The organism is Arthrobacter sp. zg-Y895 (assembly GCF_020731025.1).
In the GTDB taxonomy this organism is placed as follows: Bacteria; Actinomycetota; Actinomycetes; order Actinomycetales; family Micrococcaceae; genus Arthrobacter_B.
Window position 1 is genome coordinate 600,162 of sequence record NZ_JAJFZY010000004.1, and the last position, 16,963, is coordinate 617,124.

Here is a 16,963-nt window from a genome sequence, read left to right on the forward strand (position 1 = left end):
TCATCGGACGGTTACAGCCGACGTCGCGGCTTGGAGAATGAGACCAGCGACGGTCGAGGGAAGGCTGACCATGACGGCATGGGAGGCCTCGACCTCGACGACGGCCGCGCCGGTACGATGCGCCATCATCCGCTGCACGTCCGGGTCGATGGCCCGGTCCGCCGTGGTGACGAGTACGTAGGCGGGCACGGTGCGGAATGCCTCCCGGCTGATCGGTTCCGCGACCGCCCGGACGTTTGCAGGACGCTGGACGATGCCGAGGACACCTGCCGTGCGCTGGTCGACGTCGGCGGCGAACGCCTCGCGGAAGCCCTCCGGGCTGATGTGAACCTCAGGCCCGCCCGGTGTCTCGACTGTCACCAAGGGCAGCGGGGTCGAAGACTGGGCGGCCAGCTGGCCGACCGTCTCCCCCGCAACCGGGATAAATGCCGCGATGTACACGAGGGCCCGTACATCGAACGCACTCGTATCGACGTTCGTGATGATTGCACCCCCGTACGAATGGCCCACAAGCACCACGGGACCCTCGATCGCCGCAAGGTAGCTGGCTAGGTAGGCCGTGTCATGTTCCACGCCCCGCAGCGGGTTCGCAACCGCCCGGACGGGAAATCCTGCATGCAGGAGCTCGTTGATCACCGGCTCCCAGCTGGAGGAATCGGCCCACGCACCGTGCACAAGCACGATGGTCGGCAATCCCTGGTTTTCGGCGGCGGCGGTTTCGGCGGCCTCGGAATCGGCGGTGGACCCCACTCGGGGTGAATTGTTGAACATCTGGGTTGTCCTTTCATCGGAGTTGAAGCCGCCCGGCGTCCACACGGAAGGCCGTTCGCGACTGGTAGAATGACCAGTCACTCTACTTACAAGGAGCGTAATGTGGATCACGGGGACACGCAAGGGCAACGGGAAGGAAAACCATGGCGGAGGCTGTGAAGGTATCGATGAGGGAACGACTCGTCGAAGCCGCGACTGAGCTGTTCTATGCCGAGGGGCTGCGAGCGGTCAGCGTTGATAAGGTGATCGACCGTGCCGGCACAACGAAAGTGACCTTCTACCGGCATTTCAAAAGCAAGGACGACCTGGTGGTGGCCCATCTGGAACGCCGGGCAAAGATTGAGCGCGAGGGAATCGGCGCTGCAATGGAACACGCAGGCGGAGATGCCGATAAAACGTTCCAACTGATTGCGGAACATTTAGGCGCGATGTCGTGCGAGCCCGGATTCCGCGGGTGCCCCTTCATCAACGCCGCAGCAGAATATCCGGATCCCGCCAGTGCGGTCCGTAGAACCATCAAGGACCACCGCGAATGGTGCAAGGCTGCGTACACGGAAATTGTCCGCCCCCTGGCTCCCGCCGACCCGGACGCTGCGGCCCAGGATCTGATGCTTCTTCACGGCGGCGCGATGATTGCCGGCTACCTTGACGCCGACGGCGATGACCTCGCCGCTTCCTTCCTGCGCAGCTGCCGTGCGGTCGTCAAGGCTGGCTAACCAGCTGCCAAGACCGGGAGCACGAATGGCTTCCCGGGACCGGGTGAGCCCGGCACCCTAGTATTCGTTCATGACCAGCGCGGCCAGCAGCCCCTCCGGCAACACCCGGCTGCTGGCCGTCGCCATTCTCGCCACCTTCGTGGCGTTCCTCGACGGGTCCATCGTCACCGTGGCGTTGCCTGCGATCAGCGGGGAACTCGGCGGCGGCCTGCCCACCCAGCAATGGACCGTGAACGCCTATCTGCTCACCCTGGGTGCGTTTATCCTGCTGGCCGGCTCGCTCTCGGACTCCTTCGGCAGGCTGCGGATCCTGCGGATCGGCATCCTGGGCTTCGGGCTCTCCTCGCTCACCTGCGCGTTTGCGTGGACCCCCGGCGTCCTGATTCTGGCCCGGGGCATCCAGGGCATCACCGCCGCGCTGCTGGTGCCCGGTTCGCTGGCGCTCATTACGACGGCGTACCGCGACGCGGCGCGGGCCGCCGCGATCGGCAGGTGGACGGCATGGACGGGTACGGCCGCAATCATCGGTCCGCTGCTGGGCGGGGTGCTGGTGGATTTGGGAAGCTGGCGGCTGATCTTCGCCGTGAACGTCCTGCCGGTGGCCGCCTGCCTGTTGCTGATGACCGGTCTGCAGGAGAGCAGCGGACCGAGGCGGGTTGCGTTCGACCTGCCCGGCGTCGTGCTGGCGGTCGCCGGACTGGCCGGTCCCGTCTATGCATTGATCGAACAGGAGCGGCTCGGCTGGGGGCATCCCGCCGTCGTCGTCCCCCTGGCCGCAGGACTGCTGGCCCTGGCGCTGTTCGTGCTGCGCGAGGCGCGGGCACCGGCTCCGATGATGCCGCTGTCCCTGTTCCGGGCGCGGAACTTCCGCTACGGCAACGTGGTTACCGCGGGCGCCTACGCCGGGCTCTCGCTGGGGACCTTCGCCGTGACCGTTTTCGTGCAGGAGGCCGCCGGGTTCTCCGCGACGGCCGCCGGCTTCACTGCCCTGCCGCTGCCGGTGGCGATGCTGCTGCTGTCCGCCCGCGTCGGCAGGCTGGCCGGGATTTACGGGCCGCGCCTGTTTATGACCGCCGGGCCGGTGATCTGCGGGGCCGGGTTCCTCCTGATGCTCACGGTCCAGCCGCCGCTGGATTTCCTCACAGAGCTGCTGCCTGGGCTGCTGCTGTGCGGGCTGGGCCTGGCGCTGATGGTGGCGCCGCTGACCTCCGCGGTGCTCGGCGCGCTGAACGAAGACGACGCCGGGATCGGGTCCGCCGTCAACAATGCCGTCTCGCGGGTGGCCGGGCTGATTGCGATCGCGCTGGCCGGCACCGTGTCCGGCGGTGCCCTGGACTTTCCGGGTTTCCGGCAGACGGTGCTGGTGACCGCGGTCCTGTTCCTGGCGGCCGGGGCGGTCGCGTTTCTGGGGATCCGGAATCCGACGACGGCGGCCCCGCCCTCCCCTGGGTGACGCGGGGCGGGTGCGCCGTCGTCGTTCCCGGGCAAAGAGAACCAGTATCGAGAAGGGCAGCATGTAGCTTGTAGCGCGGCTACCCATCGAGGTCCCGGCGGCGAAAACCAGTGAAGCCGATCAGCAGGAACACAGCGGTGACGGCGGAGATTCCCGCCAACCCGGCCCACCCGGCGTCGTCTACGGAAACGTTGGGAACGTGCCAGAACGGACTGATCGCCAGGACCCAGTCCCAGAGCCTGAACGTCGGACCCAGCAACGTGAGTACGAAGGAAATAAACACACCAGCCCAGGACGCGATCAGCACCTGCGGCCGCGCACCGACAACCGCCACCGACACGGCGGTCGCCGTCCAGACGGCCGGAACCGTCACTACGGCCTGCAGCAGAACCTTGCCGGCGTCGATGCCCAGGTCCCCGGAGGCCAGCGCCGTGATGATGGCTCCAGCGAGAAGCAAGTAGATGGTTGGTGTGGCCAATGCGAGCAAGACGTTTGCCGTGAAGTAACGGGAGCGCGGAACGGCGGCGGCCAGAACGGGTTCCAGCCGGCCCTCCAGTTCCTCGATCCGCACCTTCTGCAGGATCTGCACGCCGGGGATGGCGGCGAGAATACCGACCAGGCTCAGGATCGTCACCAGGAAGGCCGGCGCGAGGCCATCCGGTGTGGCCGCACCGGATGCGAGAACCGAGGCGGCTGCACTGTCACCGCTCAGGATGTCCTTAAAGGAACGGGCAAAAAACCCGAAGACCACCCCGATAATCAGGAATGCAACGGTCCACGTCAGCAGCGGGCCGCGGTTCAGGCGGACCGCCAGGCTCCACGGAGTTCCAACCCTGCCCCGTGCGGGGCCTGGTCCGGGGGCGATTGCCCCCTGCCCGAAGTCGCGCCGCGACTGCAGCAGGAACGCTATACCGAGCGGGACCAGGGTGAGGGCCATTGCAGGGAGCAACGGCCACCAGTGGCTCCCGCTGGCCGGCCGGGTTTCCGTCATCCAACTCAACGGATTTATCCAGGACGTCCAGTCCGGTGCATCCACCGAATACAGGAAGCCCCGCAGCAGGAACAGCGCGCCGAAGGTACCCACGGCCAGCGAGTTGGCCGTCCGCGCATCGGATCCTAGCTGCGCGGTCACAGCGGCGACCGCAGCGAACATCCAACCGGTGGCAGTGAACGTTGCTCCCAGCAGCAGGGAGGCATTCCAGCCGCCGCCGCACCAGGAAGTGACGACTCCGGCGACGCCTCCCAGAGCAACCGAGCCGATCAGTGCCAGGCTCACTCCAGCCAGCAGGCGGCTGCTCCGGCCCAGGACACCGGATGCCAGAAGCTCGGCCTGTCCGGAGTCCTCCTGGCCCCGGCTGGACCGGGTGACGGTGAAAATCGATCCAAGTGCGGCGAGGAACCCGCCCAGGGCGAGGCTGCGCCAGGCGTTGAAACCGTCGTCGGTGCTCAGATCGTAGGCCGGTCCGAAGATCAGGCCCAGTGCCGGGTTGGAGCCGATGGCAAGGGCTAGTCCGAGGCGGTCCTGCTGGGTGGGGAAAACCCATGGGTAGACGAGCACGGAGGACGCAGAGAGCGCCGTCGCGATCAGGATCCACGGTACAAAGCTACGTCCGTCGAAGCGGACGGTAGCACGCAGCAGGGGCCGGGTACCCGTCAGGGCGTTGCTCATGGGCGTGCCCGTGTGGAGGGGGTGTCGTCGTCATACAGCCGCAGGAAGAGGCTCTCCAGCGAGGGCGGTTCAACGGTCAGCGATGTGATGCCGAACGGGGTGAGTGCTGCCATTGCCTCACCCACCCGTGCGGACTCCACCACAGCCGTGAGTTTGCCGCCGTCCAGGTGTACGTCTTCGAATGCGGCCAGCTGGCCGGGCTGTGGGTTACGTTCCAGAGTGGCGTGGACGGCGGTGGTGGTATGCCCGCGAAGCCGGGCCAGTGTGCCTTCCTCCACGATCCGTCCGTCCCGGATGATGCTCACCCGGTCCGCGAGGGTTTCGACTTCGGCGAGGATATGGCTGCTGAGCAGCACCGTGGTGCCGCGTTGCTTCGCCTCACCGATCACTTCCTGGAAGACGTTCTCCATCAGCGGGTCCAGACCGCTGGTTGGCTCGTCCAGGATGAGGAGTTCGACGTCGGAGGCCAGGGCGGCGACGATGGCTACCTTTTGCCGGTTACCTTTGGAGTACTGGCGGCCCCGCTTCGCGGGATCCAGCTCAAACCGCTGGATCAGTTCCGCCCGCCGCCGCTCGTCCAGCCCGCCGCGGAGCGATCCCAGCAGGTCGATGGCCTCGCCGCCGGTCATGCCCGGCCATAACGCGACATCGCCCGGCACATAGGCGAGCCGCCGATGCAGGGGCACGGCCTCCCGCCACGGATCCTTTCCCAGGACATGCAGGTCTCCGGCGTCGGCCTTCAACAGCCCCAAGAGCACGCGGATAGTTGTTGACTTCCCTGCACCGTTTGGCCCCAGAAAACCGTGCACCTGCCCACGCTGAACCTGTAGGTCCAGCCCGTTCAGGGCCTGGAATCTCCCGAAAACCTTCTCCAGCCCCTGAACACTGATGACCATCTCCGCGCTCATAGCCTCCCCGTCCTCTATCCATCCCTACAGCTAGTGTGCTGGCAAATCCACCGTGGTGGGGATAGCAGCAAGTAGTTCCCCGAGGACCATTGGCCGACCCGGCAAGTCTGTGAGCCGCAAGGCAGCCGACCGATAGAAGTCGGAGGAAGCAAAACCTTTGATCGGCGCGGCGGTTGTCATCCGCGCACTGGCTCAGCCGCTTGAGCATTCGTCGGGACCACGATCCCAGCGGCATGGTTCTGATCAGCAAAAGGTTATGGGCACGGTGCCCGGCGTTACGCTCATGCGATGGACTCAGCAGCGTATCTTCGCGATCTCTTCGGCCTGCATGGGCGCGTGGCACTCGTGACGGGAGGCAGTTCAGGCATTGGCAAAGCGATCGCACTCGCGCTCAGCGCAGCCGGCGCACACGTCCTCATCGCGGCCAGGACCGCGGCGGCGATCGACGCGACGGTAGAGGAAATACGCGAGGCGGGAGGGTCCGCCGACAGCGTCGTCGTGGACCTCTCAACCCGCCAGGGAGCACATGCTCTCGCCGATGCTGCCGGCGACGTCGACATCCTGGTCAACTCAGCCGGTATCAATCTTCGCCCGCTGATGCCCGAGCTCGACGAGGTCACCTGGGATAAGACCATGCGAGTCAACCTCGAGGCGCCATTCATCCTCGGTCAGCGCTTTGCGCCCGGAATGGCCGAACGCGGTTTCGGCCGGATCATTCACATCAGCTCTCAGCAGGCACATCGGGCGTTCGCGTCAAGTGGTGCCTACGGAGTATCGAAAGCAGCCATCGAGGCTCTGGCCCGGTCCCAATCCGAGGCCTGGGCACCATACGGTGTCACCGCAAACGTATTGGTGCCGGGCTTCGTGGAAACCCCCTTGAACAAGCGGCTCAGCGCGGACCCAGCTACCGTCCAAGCACTGGCCAGGCGCACACTCGCCGGGCGAAACGGCATGCCCGAGGACTTCGCAGGCGCAGCTGTGTTCCTGGCCAGCGCTGCGTCGACGTACGTCGTCGGGCAGTTGATCACCGTTGATGGAGGTTTTTCGGTCCACTAATTCCTGGTTATGGCGAGGACTCCTTCGTGGAGCGGACGTGCGTCCGCCGCGCTCATCTCGACGCCGCACCGCCGGCTCAGACTGCTGCGGCGATCGGAGCCGACGGCGCAAACGGGTACAGCTCCACCTCGCCTCCGTGTACGACGGCGCACGTGGCGTCCGGTACTTCCTGCCACGCTCCGTGGAGATCCCCCAGCGGTTCGGAGACCACCAACCGAGTGTCGTCCGAGAGTCCATGGAGCATCGCATGGTCCGGGTACTGGGCCTGGAGGGTCGCGATGTCATTACTGTGGAAGAGCGATCGCGAGTTACCTTCGCTGGAGTAGCGGAAGGCCCAGGTCGAGTCACCGTCGGTGGTTGCGACCGTCATCTGAATGGGGTGCTCGACGCCGTGGCGCCGTCCGGCATCCTCGATGAAACCCACTGCCTCGGCGACCGCCGCGCGGGGGTCCCGCTCCAACCCGAAGGTCAACGCGAGGTAGAAGAACAACTCGGAGTCTGTTGACCCTTCGATCTCGGGATAGAGGCTGGGCTCGACCGCCATGGCCAGATCACGCTTCACTTTCGGGAAGTCCGCGAGCACCCCGTTGTGCATCCAGAGCCACTGGCCGTGGCGGAACGGGTGGCAGTTCGTTTGTTGGACCGCCGTGCCGGTCGTGGCGCGGATATGCGCAAAGACGTGGCCTGCGGAGGCTTGCCCTGCGAGCTCGCGCAGGTTGCGGTCGTGCCAGGCAGGCTCCGTGCTGCGGAAGATCCCGGGAATCGGTTCGGTGCCGTACCAGCCGACACCGAACCCGTCCCCGTTGGTGGTCTCGGCTCCCATACGCGCGTGTTTGCTCTGCATGACGAGGGAGTTGGCCGGTTTGTAGAGAAGGTCATCCAATCGGACGCGGGAACCTGAATACGCTAGCCAACGGCACATGTCGTCTCCTTCGGATCGGGCCGGATTTCCAAACCGTGACGGAGCCAGTGTCGACCAAAGGTGGCGTAGGACGGGATGGGCTGTGACGATCGTCGCAACGCTAGTCGACCACAGAACGAGGGGAAGTTCGACTAGCACCAGTAACCTTTTTTCGTAGCCGTTCCTGACGCAGGTGGTGCTGTGAAGGATCGCCTATCGTGTGCCTCGTCTTGGAATCTCTGCCGCGGTTAGGCTGTGGCTATGACTGCATGGAGCCGCTACCCGTTCGGGGTCTCGATCGTTTTCGCGGTGGGCACGATGATGCTGTCGAGCAGCTGCCGGAATGGTGGAGCCCAGCGTCGATCCTCGTCATGGTCTTGGCAGCTTCTGCGCTCCTAATCTGCTCCGTGCTGGAGTACCGACGCGCCCCGTCCGGAAAACGCCGTCCCAAATCCCCCTAGTTTGCCGACTACCGGAATTCCGGCCCTTCTTCCGTACTGTCATAAATGGAAGGAACATGGTCCCATGAGCACCAGTTACTACGGACCTGTCGGTGAGGACGAGGGACTCCTGATTCGCTTCAATGACGCGATGACGGCACGGACGGTTCTCGGGCCGCAATCAACGGCGGACTCCTTCTCGGTTGTCGAACACTTGATCGCGCCGAGAGAACTTGCAGCGCCCTTTCACATGCACAGCCGCGAGGATGAGTTCACCGTAGTCACGAAGGGAAGAATTGGCTTCCTCCTAGGAGATGAGGTCTTTTACGCCGGCCCCGGCGAACTTGTTAGGAAACCCAGGAACCAGTGGCATACCTTTTGGAACGCCGACGACGAACCGGCGCGCGTTCTGGAAATCATCTCGCCTGCGGGTTTCGCCGGGTATTTCCAGGAGATCAGCGCGTGTTTCCCTGAGGACGCCCCTCCGGATCTCGACACGCTAGCAGCAGCGAATGCAAAATACGGGCTGCAAATGGACTTCGACTCACTTCCACTTCTGGTGGAGCGATTCAACCTCGCCAGGCCGGCGGAAATGGAAGGGACGCCCGGAACTGCTGAGGGCTGATTACGCCGGGGCTCTCAGAAGAAGTCGCAACCGCAATCTTGTGGCGCATACCCAGTGATGAGATGCAGGGCTGAACGGCTGATGAGCACCAGTCCGGTGACCCTGGCTAAGAACGGCCCGGATCTGTCCCCCGCCCAAGCCCTCCGTCAGAACCGGGAACGCCAGTCGAGGATGATGTCCGCAACCTCGTCGAGGTGTGACTCCAGGAGGAAGTGGCCGCCGTCGAGCAGTTCCACGCGGGCCTTGGGGACATCGCGCAGGAACGCTTCGGCTCCGGCGGGACCGAAGATTTCGTCATTCCGCCCCCACACGGCAAGCACCGGAACCTGGCTGGAACGCAGCCATTCGTGGAGCGCCGGATACAGCGCCCGGTTGGTGTGGTAATCGCCGAAGAGCGCCAGTTGGGCCTCGTCGATGCCGGAGCGGGCCAGGAGCGCCAGATCGTGCTCCCAGGCGTCCGGGTCCACGGTGGTGGGATCCGGAACGCCGTGCTTGTACTGCCACTCGACTGCCTCCCGGCCCAGGGCCGGACGCAGGGCCGCCTTGTTTTCCGGCGAAGGGTCCGCACCGTAGGCCCAGATGGGAGCCCAGAAGTCGGGCACAAAACCCTCTTCGTAGGCGTTGCCGTTCTGCGAAATCACCCCTTCCACCGCTGCCGGGTTGGTCAGCGCCAGCCGCCAGGCGATGGGGGCGCCGTAGTCCTGGGTGTAGACCGTGTAGGCGTCCACGCCGAGTTCCGCCAGGAAAGCACGCGTCACGTCGGCCAGGACGTCGAATGTGTACGTAAACTCCTCAACTGACGGCGCCGACGACCGGCCGAAGCCGATATGGTCCGGGGCGATCACCCGGTATTGTTCGGCGAGCCTGGGGATGAGGTGGCGGAACATGTGCGAGCTTGTGGGATATCCGTGCAGGAGCAACAGCACCGGGGCATCCACGGGCCCGGCTTCGCGGTAGAAGACGTCTAGGCCGTTGACGGAAACGGTGTGGTGATGGACGGCAACCATGGACTAACCCCTATCAATCGTTTTAGTGGTTATCGGCACGCTACCATGGAACGAGTGCCGTGCACCCGCGTGAACCTGGAAAGCGTGCCGTGCTCCCGAGAAAGGAACCCGATGCTCGAGGATGAAGACCTGCTGCTGGCGTTGCTGAACAGCACACCCGTTGTCTCAGGCCGTTCCACGGACGAACTGGCAGGCGCCTCCGGCAAGGGATTCGTTGCACGCTACGGTGGCACGGGTTCCCCAGCCGAGCTTGAACATCTTCGCCGGATGCGGGAGTGCCTGCAGGACGCCGTCCGGGGGTCCGGGGATGCACTGTCCCGCCTTTCGACAGCGCTGGGCGACGGGGTCCTGGTCCCCCGGGTCACTCCGGAGGGACTCCGCTGGGAAGTGCGTGCGCCGGAGGACGAGCGGCTAGCCTTCCGTGCTGCCCTTGCCTGGTCGCGGGTGCTCAAGGAGCTCCCCGGCCGTCTTCGTCCCTGCGCCAACAACGAGTGCAACCTCTTCCTCATCGACAGGAGCAGGCCGGGCACCGCCAAGTGGTGTTCCATGGCCGTCTGCGGCAACCGGATGAAGGCCCGCACGCATGCCGGCCGCCAGCGGGCGGCTGCGGAGCAGCAGCAGCTGGTGGACAGCATCCCGGACTCGCAAGCGGTCGCCCGGACAAACGCCTGGCTCCGGGAAAGCTTGTAACCGGTGGACTCCAACGAACCTCGCTACCGGACAGTTGCGTTGCGCGTTGTTGTGCCCGGCGCCTGCCTGCTGCTTGGGCTCGCGTTTGTCCTGTCATCTCCCACCGGGTGGATCCTCGTCATCGGCTCCCACGTCGTCAGCCCCTGGCTGGCGGCCGCCGCGCTGCTGCTGGCCTCCGTGGCGATTCGGTGGCTAGGTTCTCGGAACCGGACCGGCGACCGCAAGAATCCCCGGTTGCACTCCCCCGTTCTGGCACTGCTGGCGGCCGCCGTCGTGGGGGTCGGAATTGCCGTCGGATCTCTGCTCGACGCAGGGACCGAGAGCTTCATTCTGGATCCCCAGGGCCCGGAGGGCTGCCGCGCCGCAGTGCGGGAGTCCGCTTTCCTCATGTCAGGAGGCGGCAAGGTTTACGCGGTAGGCAGCCACGGAATCGGCAGGCTGGCCGGTGAGTGGAACACCGACGACGGCTACCGGCCGATCGAAGCGGGCAACTACACCCTGGAGTGGAGCGCCACCGGCGGAGAGCTCACCGTCGACGGCGCTTCCACCGTCAACGGATACCGGCTGGTTGAAGCCAGCGAATACACCGTGCAGCTCGACGCCGACGGCAGCGAGCTCAGCGGTTACGTGGCGGTGGGACCGACAGAGTTTGAGCAGCAGCCGGTCGCCTGCCGATAAAGCCCGTTTTGTCCGGGCTGGTTAACCCATAAGAATCTCCTAGCGCAAATAGCCTTCTCATTGTTGACTAATGCTTATGCCAGCCGTTGAAATCCGCCGAGCCACCGAAAATGACGCCCACGACCTCGCGCAGGTCCATGTCCAAGCATGGCAATGGGCCTACCGCGGATTGATGCCCGATTCCCTCCTCGATGGACTGGACATTGAGCGGAGGGCTGCGGGCTGGAAGCGGATGATCCACGAAGGGCTGGTGCCGCAACCGCATCTGGCCCTGATCGGCTCGAACGTCGTGGGATTCGCCCATGCGGACACCAGCGGCGACGACGACGCCGATCCGCAGGTCGGAGAGGTCACCGCCCTCTACCTCCTGGAGGAATTTGTCGGTACGGGAGTCGGGCGCCGCTTGTGGGAGGCAGCGCTGAACCAGTTACGCGAAAGCGGACACACCGCTTTGTCACTGTGGGTGCTGGATTCAAACCAGCGCGGAAGGAATTTCTACGAACGAATGGGAATGGCCCCGGACGGAACAACTAAGCAAGAGCTGATTGGGGACTCAACACTGACGGAAGTCCGCTACTGCTCTTCGTTCAGGGATGCAGATTGATCCCGTCTGAGGGCGCAATGCTGAAGTCCGTGAAACGGACGTTTAAGCCGCCGCGTTCCGGAGAGCAGGCCATCAGCCCTACCTTGCAACGGCTCTCCAGGGGAAGGTAGCCCAGCCGCAGACTGCTCCACTGCTGCCCGTCCGTGCCGCCGCGTTCCAGGTACTGCACATGGACCGCGGTGGCCTGCCGGGTCAGCCGCAGGGTTATCTCGTCCCGGCCTGTGCCGAGAGGACGCAGAGACCAGTCGGAAGTGCCGTCGGTAATCACCGTACTGAGCTGAAGCGCGCCGTCGCTGTACTCGACTCCCGTCTTCAGCCAGGTCCGCTCGTCGGTCCGGAGCATCAGTCCCGCCTGATCATAGAGCGTGGTGAAATCGCCGGAAAATGTCGCGGTAGCCATGAAGTCGCCGGTCACTTCAGTCGAGAAGAAATGTCCGGTGTCGCGGATGAATCCGTAGTGGGTTTCGCGCCAGAAATCCGTGGAGCCAGCAGTTTCCAGGGCCAACGAATCCCTGCCGACTTTCCAGCTCGCGGGCTCGTTCAGCCATGACATGTTCTCGAACATTTTCATCCGTTTCTTGGTGCAGGGATGGAAAGGATACGACGAAGCATAATCGGCGCAAGGAAGATGAGGACGACGCCGGTCCCGCCGGGCGACCGGGGCCCCCACAGCACTCTTGACAGCGGCAAACATGTAAAGGAAACTAGACATGTAAAGCAAGCTGTACATCCGAGGAGGCCGGCAATGTCTGTTGAGCAAACCCGCACAAATTGGGGATATGCCAAGTTCGGAACCGGCCGGATACCGGCCGCGGCCATCGCTGTTCCCTGTGGGTTAGCTCTGGGAGCAGCAGGAGGTTTGCTGTCTGTCTTGCTCGGCATCACCGATCCGAATCCTGCCCTCGGCTTTTGGCTCTTTTTTGCCTGCATCGCCATGCCCGCTGCGGCCTTGATTTATGTCCTGGTCGTGGATCGAAACACTTTGATAGGTGCAACCGAACGGCCTGACGACTCCGTCGAATCCGGGTGGTTCGATAAGGCGGCTTCGGGGTCATTCACGGATTTGATCCTGGTGCTTGGGGTCGCGGCTACCGTTCTGGCCTTCATCCCCAGGGACATTTCCGTCGACCTGAAGCTCGTCCTTCCGGCCGTGATCGCTCTGGGCTTCGCCTCCTTCGGCATCCGGTACCTGGTGCTGCGGTGGAAAGGCTGACGTGAAGAACCTGGTACATGAGTCACGTCAGCGCCTGGCCTGGTCCCAACAGCGGCTCGCTGACGAGTTGGGCGTATCCCGCCAGACCGTCATCTCCATCGAACGCGGACGTTTTGACCCTTCGTTGCCGCTGGCCTTTCGGATCGCCGCCGTCTTCAACTGCACAATCGAGGACCTTTTCTTTCCCGACGAGCAGCAATGAGATCCGCGGGCACCAGCAGCATTCCGGCAGCGGAGAACTCACTTCATTTTAATGACTCCCCCGCTGACGAGCTGCGCGTTGGCTTGGTCCCAGTGCTTCACGATGCTCCCGCCGCCGTGGCCGTCCCCCTCGTCGATAATGAGCTTTGATCCCGGCCACTGTTGGTGGAGCTCCCAGGCTGTGAGCGCTGGGCCGGAGATGTCGCGGCGCCCGTGGATGAGTATCCCCGGAATGCCGTGCAGGCGGTCCATGGCGGCCAGGATCGGCGGGTCGCTGATGCCGGCAGCAGTCCAGTAATGCGCCGTGAGTCGGGCGAAGGCGGTCCGGTAGCCGTCGTCGTTCCATCGGGAATCGCGGCGGAAGCCGCCTGTGCCGATGGAGATATGGGTGTCCTCCCACCAAGCCCACTCGCGGGAGGCGGCGTCGCGGATGGAAGGATCCTGTGAGTTCAGGAGACGCAGGTAAGCCTCGACCAGCCGTCCGTGTCCGCGCTCATACCCAATCCCGCTTCGCTCGGCGTGCACGGCGAACCGATCCCAGGCTTCCGGGAAGATCGCACCGACGCCTTCGGTGATCCAGTCCACTTCCCGCCGGCTCGTCGTCGTGACCGCCACCAGCACCATACCCAGGACACGTTCGGGGTGCGCCTGCGCATAGGCGAGGGCAAGGGTCGATCCCCAGGACACTCCGTTGACGATCCACTTCTCGACGCCGCGGGCTTCGCGCAGGGTTTCGATGTCGTGAATCAGGTGGGCAACTGTGTGAGTCTCCAGGGGTGTGGAAAGATCCGACGCATGCGGGCGGGAACGTCCGCAGCCGCGTTGATCCAGACCGAGCAGTCGGGTGCGCGTGAGGTCGAAACGGTGCCGGTACCCGCTTGTTCCCAGCGTGCCACCGGGGCCGCCGTGCAGATAGAGCGCGGGCACGCCGTCGGGCTGCCCCCACTCTTCCCAGTAAATGCTCTGACCGTTTCCAACATTGAGCATTCCCTGCTCCCGCGGCGTCTCACTCATCAACTCCCCCTTTTCAGTCTTCCCAGCGCCGAGTTCACCGCTGAGGTCCCGGATCAAGCTCCAGGACGCAATGGCTGAGACGGAAGCCCCGGGGCAATCCTCCACCGTGAGCCGGCAATTCCGAAACGCAGGCAGGCCGGTACCCGGCGGTGCCCACACGGGTCCGCTACGGACGGGAGTTCAGTGACCCCCGAGATCCGGGTCCAGGCTTGGTCACAGCAGCACACCGCCGGACACCTCGATGCGCTCCCCGGTGGTCCAGCGGAACTCGTGGGACACCAGGGCAGAGATCGCGTCGGCGATTTCCTCCGGCTCACCCACTCGCCCGAGAGCGGTTTGCCCGGCCAGTGCCGCACGCATGTCTTCGCTATCGCGCATGGCTCCGCCGTTGAAGTCGGTCGCGGTCGGCCCGGGTGCGATCGAGTTGATCCGAATGCCCCTCGGGCCCAGCTCGACGGCGAGACTCCGGGTAAGTGCTTCGAGTGCCTTCTTCGATGCCGCATAGACGGAGGTCGCCGGACTGACGTGCCGGCTGAGCGAACTCGACACGTTCACGATGCTTGCTCCCTCAGACAGGTGGGGCAGGAAGGCCTGCGTGACGAAAAGAGGACCACGGACGTTGACGGCGAAGGTGGCGTCGAAGTCTTCTGCCGTGATCGCGCCGAGCGGCGCGAACAGTCCCACCCCCGCATTGTTGACCAGGACATCGATAGTGCTGGCGTTCCATTCCTGCTCAATGCCAGCAAGCACCGCGACGCGGGCCGCCTCGATGGAGGGCAGGTCTGCGACATCCAACCGGACCGCAATGGCTTCGCCGCCCAATTCGACGATTTCGTCCACGACGTCGCCCGCACCACCCCGCGAGGCGGCGACGACGTTGATCTTGTTCCGGGCCAAAGCAAGCGCTGTGGCTCGTCCCAGTCCGCGGTTGGCTCCGGTCACGAGGGCAATGCGGGTCATGGCATCTCCTATAAGTAAATGAATACTTACTTGTAAGCTAGTGTTCGAGCGCAGGCTCGTCAATACCTACCCGAGGGGAAACGCATGGCACGTGACGCTGAAGCCACGAGGGAGCGGATACTCGCCGCGGCGACCGTGGAGTTTGCGGCCCACGGTTTCGCCGGCGGGCGCGTGGAGCGGATAGCCTCCCAGGCGCAGAGCAACGTTCGGATGATCTACGCGTACTACGGCAGCAAGAGCGGCTTGTTCGATGCAACGGTTGCTGATGCGCTGCGTCGCATGGCCGAGAACGTCCCGCCGCGCCCCGACGACCTCGCAGGCTGGGCCGGGGACGTGTTCGACCATCATCAGCGCTTCCCCGAGGTCCTCCGCCTGAGCATGTGGGCTCAGCTCGAGCGGCCGGAGGCCACCGCCGAGCCGAGCGATATCTATCGGAACAAAACGCTCGCCGTCGCGACGGCTGCCGCACACCCGCTGTCCGCCGTCGACGTTCTGGTCTTCATCTACGCCATCGCACAGGCTTGGCAGCTCTCTCCGGAAGGGCTCACCGGTCTCGCGGAAAACCCGGCCAGAGGTGAGGAAATTGCCGCTCGCCGGCAAGCCGTCGTCACCGCCGTCGAGCGAATGCTGCAAGCTCAAACCTGAGTCCAGTCACAGAGGAGTCCTAATGTTGCCGCCACACAATACAGTTACGGCCGATGCGTTCGAGGCCCGCCCGTGATTACAGCTGAAGGCAAGCAGGTTGAGCGCATTGTCGTGGCCGGGGACAGCATCGCCTACGGCCGCGGAGACGGCTGCGGCACCGGATGGGCCGGAATGCTGCAGAAGGCCCACCTGGCGCGAAACCCGGAGCAACACCGTTATTTCAACCTCTCCATACCCGGGATCGGTACGGCTGAAATGTCCCGGATTGTCCGGACCGAAATTCAGTTCCGCACCCCGGATCTGGTCATCCTGTCCTACGGAATCAATGACTCCCGGCGGATTGGTTCACCGGACGGTCCCCGCCCCGCGACGCCGGAACAGGTTGCGGACGGCTTCGCCGCCAATGTGGAGCACCTGAGAACTATGGGAGCGGCCGTATGCGCTGTCGGTCTAATTCCGCCCGACACGTCCCGCACCACGCCGATCTTCGGAGATTATTTCGACGCTGAACCGGCACGGGAAGTGGAAATGCATCTCGCCAAAACCTGTGGTGGTCTAGGGGTCCCCCGGGTACTGCTCTGGGATCTGTTCACCGATGCCCCGGAACGGCTAACCGACGGCCTCCACCCGGATGCCGAAGGGCATGCTGCCATCTTTCGTAGGCTTCAGGAGACGCTCACCCGCAAACCGGGAGACGTCACGTGCCGTTCACAGCGCCCAGTTCGATGAGCAGCACACCGCCGGCGATAAGAACTATCCCCAGACCCATCAGCCAGGTGAAGGGCTCCTTGAATAAGACCCTGCCGATGACCGCAGTCAGGGCGACACCCGCTGCAGCCCAGATCCCGTAGGCGACACCCAGCGGCAGGCCGTTGGCGAGGGTGAGAGTGAGCATGCCGAACGCCACCACGTAGCCGACGGCGACTCCGGCGTACCAGCGCTTGTCGTCGACGGCGAGACGGAGGGAAACGGTGCCCGCCACCTCGAAGAGGATCGCGCCGATCAGGAACAGGTAGGCCACTACTCGGTCCCGGCTTCCGCTGATGCGGCTTGGGACCCGAGTTCAACACACAAGACCCCGGCGATGACAACGGCAATACCGATGCCCATCAGGAGGGTGAGCGGTTCGCCGAAGAAGACCAGAGAGCCGATAGCGGTCAGGGCGACGCCGCTTGCTCCCCAGACGCCGTACGCGACACCCAAGGCCATACCGGTACGCAGCACGCCGGCGAGCAGGACGAAGGAGCCAAGGTAACCGGCCGCGACCACGGCATAGAGACCGGCATGCTCCAGCGCACCCTTGAGCGAGAGCGACGCAGTCACTTCGGCCAGGATGGCGGCAACCAGGAGCAGCCACCCTTTTGCGGCATTGTTCATCGTCCGGTTCCTTCCGGGACGTAGTAGCGGGCGGA

The 16,963-nt window shown here is 64.5% G+C and carries 21 protein-coding genes; 11 read left to right on the forward strand and 10 right to left on the reverse strand.

The window, feature by feature from the left end:
• Nucleotides 1-771, reverse strand: a complete 771-nt coding sequence (locus LJ760_RS09510; RefSeq protein ID WP_227922131.1) for an alpha/beta fold hydrolase — start codon at nucleotides 769-771, stop codon at nucleotides 1-3.
• A 143-nt stretch (nucleotides 772-914) separates the two neighbouring features.
• On the opposite strand from LJ760_RS09510, the gene LJ760_RS09515 reads away from it, so the two are divergent.
• Both LJ760_RS09515 and LJ760_RS09520 read left to right on the forward strand, forming a co-directional pair.
• Nucleotides 915-1,487: a TetR/AcrR family transcriptional regulator gene (locus LJ760_RS09515; RefSeq protein WP_227922132.1), complete on the forward strand. Its 573-nt coding sequence runs from the start codon at nucleotides 915-917 to the stop codon at nucleotides 1,485-1,487.
• 70 nt (nucleotides 1,488-1,557) lie between these two features.
• On the forward strand, nucleotides 1,558-2,940 hold the full coding sequence (locus tag LJ760_RS09520) for an MFS transporter (RefSeq protein ID WP_227922133.1): 1,383 nt from the start codon (nucleotides 1,558-1,560) through the stop codon (nucleotides 2,938-2,940).
• Nucleotides 2,941-3,019: 79 nt separating this feature from the next.
• Here LJ760_RS09520 and LJ760_RS09525 read toward each other — a convergent pair whose 3' ends face one another.
• Together LJ760_RS09525 and LJ760_RS09530 are read right to left on the reverse strand one after the other, a co-directional pair.
• Nucleotides 3,020-4,609, reverse strand: a complete 1,590-nt coding sequence (locus tag LJ760_RS09525) for an ABC transporter permease (protein ID WP_227922134.1) — start codon at nucleotides 4,607-4,609, stop codon at nucleotides 3,020-3,022.
• Nucleotides 4,606-5,517, reverse strand: a complete 912-nt coding sequence (locus tag LJ760_RS09530) for an ABC transporter ATP-binding protein (RefSeq protein WP_227922136.1) — start codon at nucleotides 5,515-5,517, stop codon at nucleotides 4,606-4,608. Before LJ760_RS09530 ends, LJ760_RS09525 begins: the two co-directional genes overlap by 4 nt.
• Before the next feature lie 288 nt (nucleotides 5,518-5,805).
• Between LJ760_RS09530 and LJ760_RS09535 the strand changes: the two genes are divergently transcribed.
• Nucleotides 5,806-6,573: an SDR family NAD(P)-dependent oxidoreductase gene (locus LJ760_RS09535; RefSeq protein WP_227922138.1), complete on the forward strand. Its 768-nt coding sequence runs from the start codon at nucleotides 5,806-5,808 to the stop codon at nucleotides 6,571-6,573.
• Nucleotides 6,574-6,649: 76 nt separating this feature from the next.
• Here LJ760_RS09535 and LJ760_RS09540 read toward each other — a convergent pair whose 3' ends face one another.
• Nucleotides 6,650-7,495, reverse strand: coding sequence for a class II glutamine amidotransferase (locus LJ760_RS09540; protein WP_227922140.1), 846 nt, complete (start codon nucleotides 7,493-7,495; stop codon nucleotides 6,650-6,652).
• A 504-nt stretch (nucleotides 7,496-7,999) separates the two neighbouring features.
• Here LJ760_RS09540 and LJ760_RS09545 point away from each other — a divergent pair.
• On the forward strand, nucleotides 8,000-8,539 hold the full coding sequence (locus tag LJ760_RS09545) for a cupin domain-containing protein (protein ID WP_227922143.1): 540 nt from the start codon (nucleotides 8,000-8,002) through the stop codon (nucleotides 8,537-8,539).
• A 146-nt stretch (nucleotides 8,540-8,685) separates the two neighbouring features.
• On the opposite strand, the gene LJ760_RS09550 is transcribed toward LJ760_RS09545, so the two are convergent.
• A complete protein-coding gene (locus tag LJ760_RS09550; protein ID WP_227922145.1) occupies nucleotides 8,686-9,546 on the reverse strand; it encodes an alpha/beta fold hydrolase in 861 nt (286 codons plus the stop codon).
• Nucleotides 9,547-9,657: 111 nt separating this feature from the next.
• Here LJ760_RS09550 and LJ760_RS09555 point away from each other — a divergent pair, with 111 nt between their 5' ends.
• The 3 genes from LJ760_RS09555 to LJ760_RS09565 all read left to right on the forward strand — a co-directional run bounded on the left by LJ760_RS09555 (nucleotide 9,658) and on the right by LJ760_RS09565 (nucleotide 11,518).
• Entirely contained in the window at nucleotides 9,658-10,236 is a 579-nt protein-coding gene (locus tag LJ760_RS09555) for a CGNR zinc finger domain-containing protein (protein ID WP_227922148.1), read from the forward strand.
• Nucleotides 10,237-10,239: 3 nt separating this feature from the next.
• Nucleotides 10,240-10,914 (forward strand): hypothetical protein, encoded by a 675-nt coding sequence (locus LJ760_RS09560; RefSeq protein ID WP_227922150.1) that lies wholly within the window; start codon nucleotides 10,240-10,242, stop codon nucleotides 10,912-10,914.
• Nucleotides 10,915-10,990: 76 nt separating this feature from the next.
• Nucleotides 10,991-11,518, forward strand: coding sequence for a GNAT family N-acetyltransferase (locus LJ760_RS09565; RefSeq protein ID WP_227922152.1), 528 nt, complete (start codon nucleotides 10,991-10,993; stop codon nucleotides 11,516-11,518).
• Here LJ760_RS09565 and LJ760_RS09570 read toward each other — a convergent pair.
• Nucleotides 11,502-12,083: a DUF1349 domain-containing protein gene (locus LJ760_RS09570; RefSeq protein WP_227922154.1), complete on the reverse strand. Its 582-nt coding sequence runs from the start codon at nucleotides 12,081-12,083 to the stop codon at nucleotides 11,502-11,504. The genes LJ760_RS09565 and LJ760_RS09570 overlap by 17 nt on opposite strands.
• Nucleotides 12,084-12,377: 294 nt before the next feature.
• Here LJ760_RS09570 and LJ760_RS09575 point away from each other — a divergent pair, with 294 nt between their 5' ends.
• Complete coding sequence (locus tag LJ760_RS09575) at nucleotides 12,378-12,731, forward strand: hypothetical protein (protein WP_227922156.1); 354 nt, start codon at nucleotides 12,378-12,380, stop codon at nucleotides 12,729-12,731.
• A 1-nt stretch (nucleotide 12,732) separates the two neighbouring features.
• Nucleotides 12,733-12,933: a helix-turn-helix transcriptional regulator gene (locus LJ760_RS09580; RefSeq protein WP_227922158.1), complete on the forward strand. Its 201-nt coding sequence runs from the start codon at nucleotides 12,733-12,735 to the stop codon at nucleotides 12,931-12,933.
• 38 nt (nucleotides 12,934-12,971) lie between these two features.
• Here the strand turns inward: LJ760_RS09580 and LJ760_RS09585 are convergent, their stop codons facing one another.
• Complete coding sequence (locus LJ760_RS09585; protein WP_227922159.1) at nucleotides 12,972-13,946, reverse strand: alpha/beta fold hydrolase; 975 nt, start codon at nucleotides 13,944-13,946, stop codon at nucleotides 12,972-12,974.
• Nucleotides 13,947-14,159: 213 nt separating this feature from the next.
• Nucleotides 14,160-14,906 (reverse strand): SDR family NAD(P)-dependent oxidoreductase, encoded by a 747-nt coding sequence (locus LJ760_RS09590; RefSeq protein ID WP_227922160.1) that lies wholly within the window; start codon nucleotides 14,904-14,906, stop codon nucleotides 14,160-14,162.
• Nucleotides 14,907-14,990: 84 nt separating this feature from the next.
• Here LJ760_RS09590 and LJ760_RS09595 point away from each other — a divergent pair, with 84 nt between their 5' ends.
• Both LJ760_RS09595 and LJ760_RS09600 read left to right on the forward strand, forming a co-directional pair.
• Nucleotides 14,991-15,551: a TetR family transcriptional regulator gene (locus LJ760_RS09595; RefSeq protein ID WP_227922161.1), complete on the forward strand. Its 561-nt coding sequence runs from the start codon at nucleotides 14,991-14,993 to the stop codon at nucleotides 15,549-15,551.
• A 72-nt stretch (nucleotides 15,552-15,623) separates the two neighbouring features.
• On the forward strand, nucleotides 15,624-16,280 hold the full coding sequence (locus tag LJ760_RS09600; RefSeq protein ID WP_227922164.1) for an SGNH/GDSL hydrolase family protein: 657 nt from the start codon (nucleotides 15,624-15,626) through the stop codon (nucleotides 16,278-16,280).
• Here LJ760_RS09600 and LJ760_RS09605 read toward each other — a convergent pair.
• Together LJ760_RS09605 and LJ760_RS09610 are read right to left on the reverse strand one after the other, a co-directional pair.
• The gene (locus tag LJ760_RS09605; protein WP_227922166.1) at nucleotides 16,249-16,572 is read right to left on the reverse strand and encodes a DMT family transporter; all 324 of its coding nucleotides are present in this window, start codon (nucleotides 16,570-16,572) and stop codon (nucleotides 16,249-16,251) included. The two genes, LJ760_RS09600 and LJ760_RS09605, sit on opposite strands and share 32 nt — an antisense overlap.
• Nucleotides 16,572-16,928, reverse strand: a complete 357-nt coding sequence (locus LJ760_RS09610) for a DMT family transporter (RefSeq protein ID WP_227922168.1) — start codon at nucleotides 16,926-16,928, stop codon at nucleotides 16,572-16,574. Before LJ760_RS09610 ends, LJ760_RS09605 begins: the two co-directional genes overlap by 1 nt.
• Between the last annotated feature and the right edge of the window lie 35 nt (nucleotides 16,929-16,963).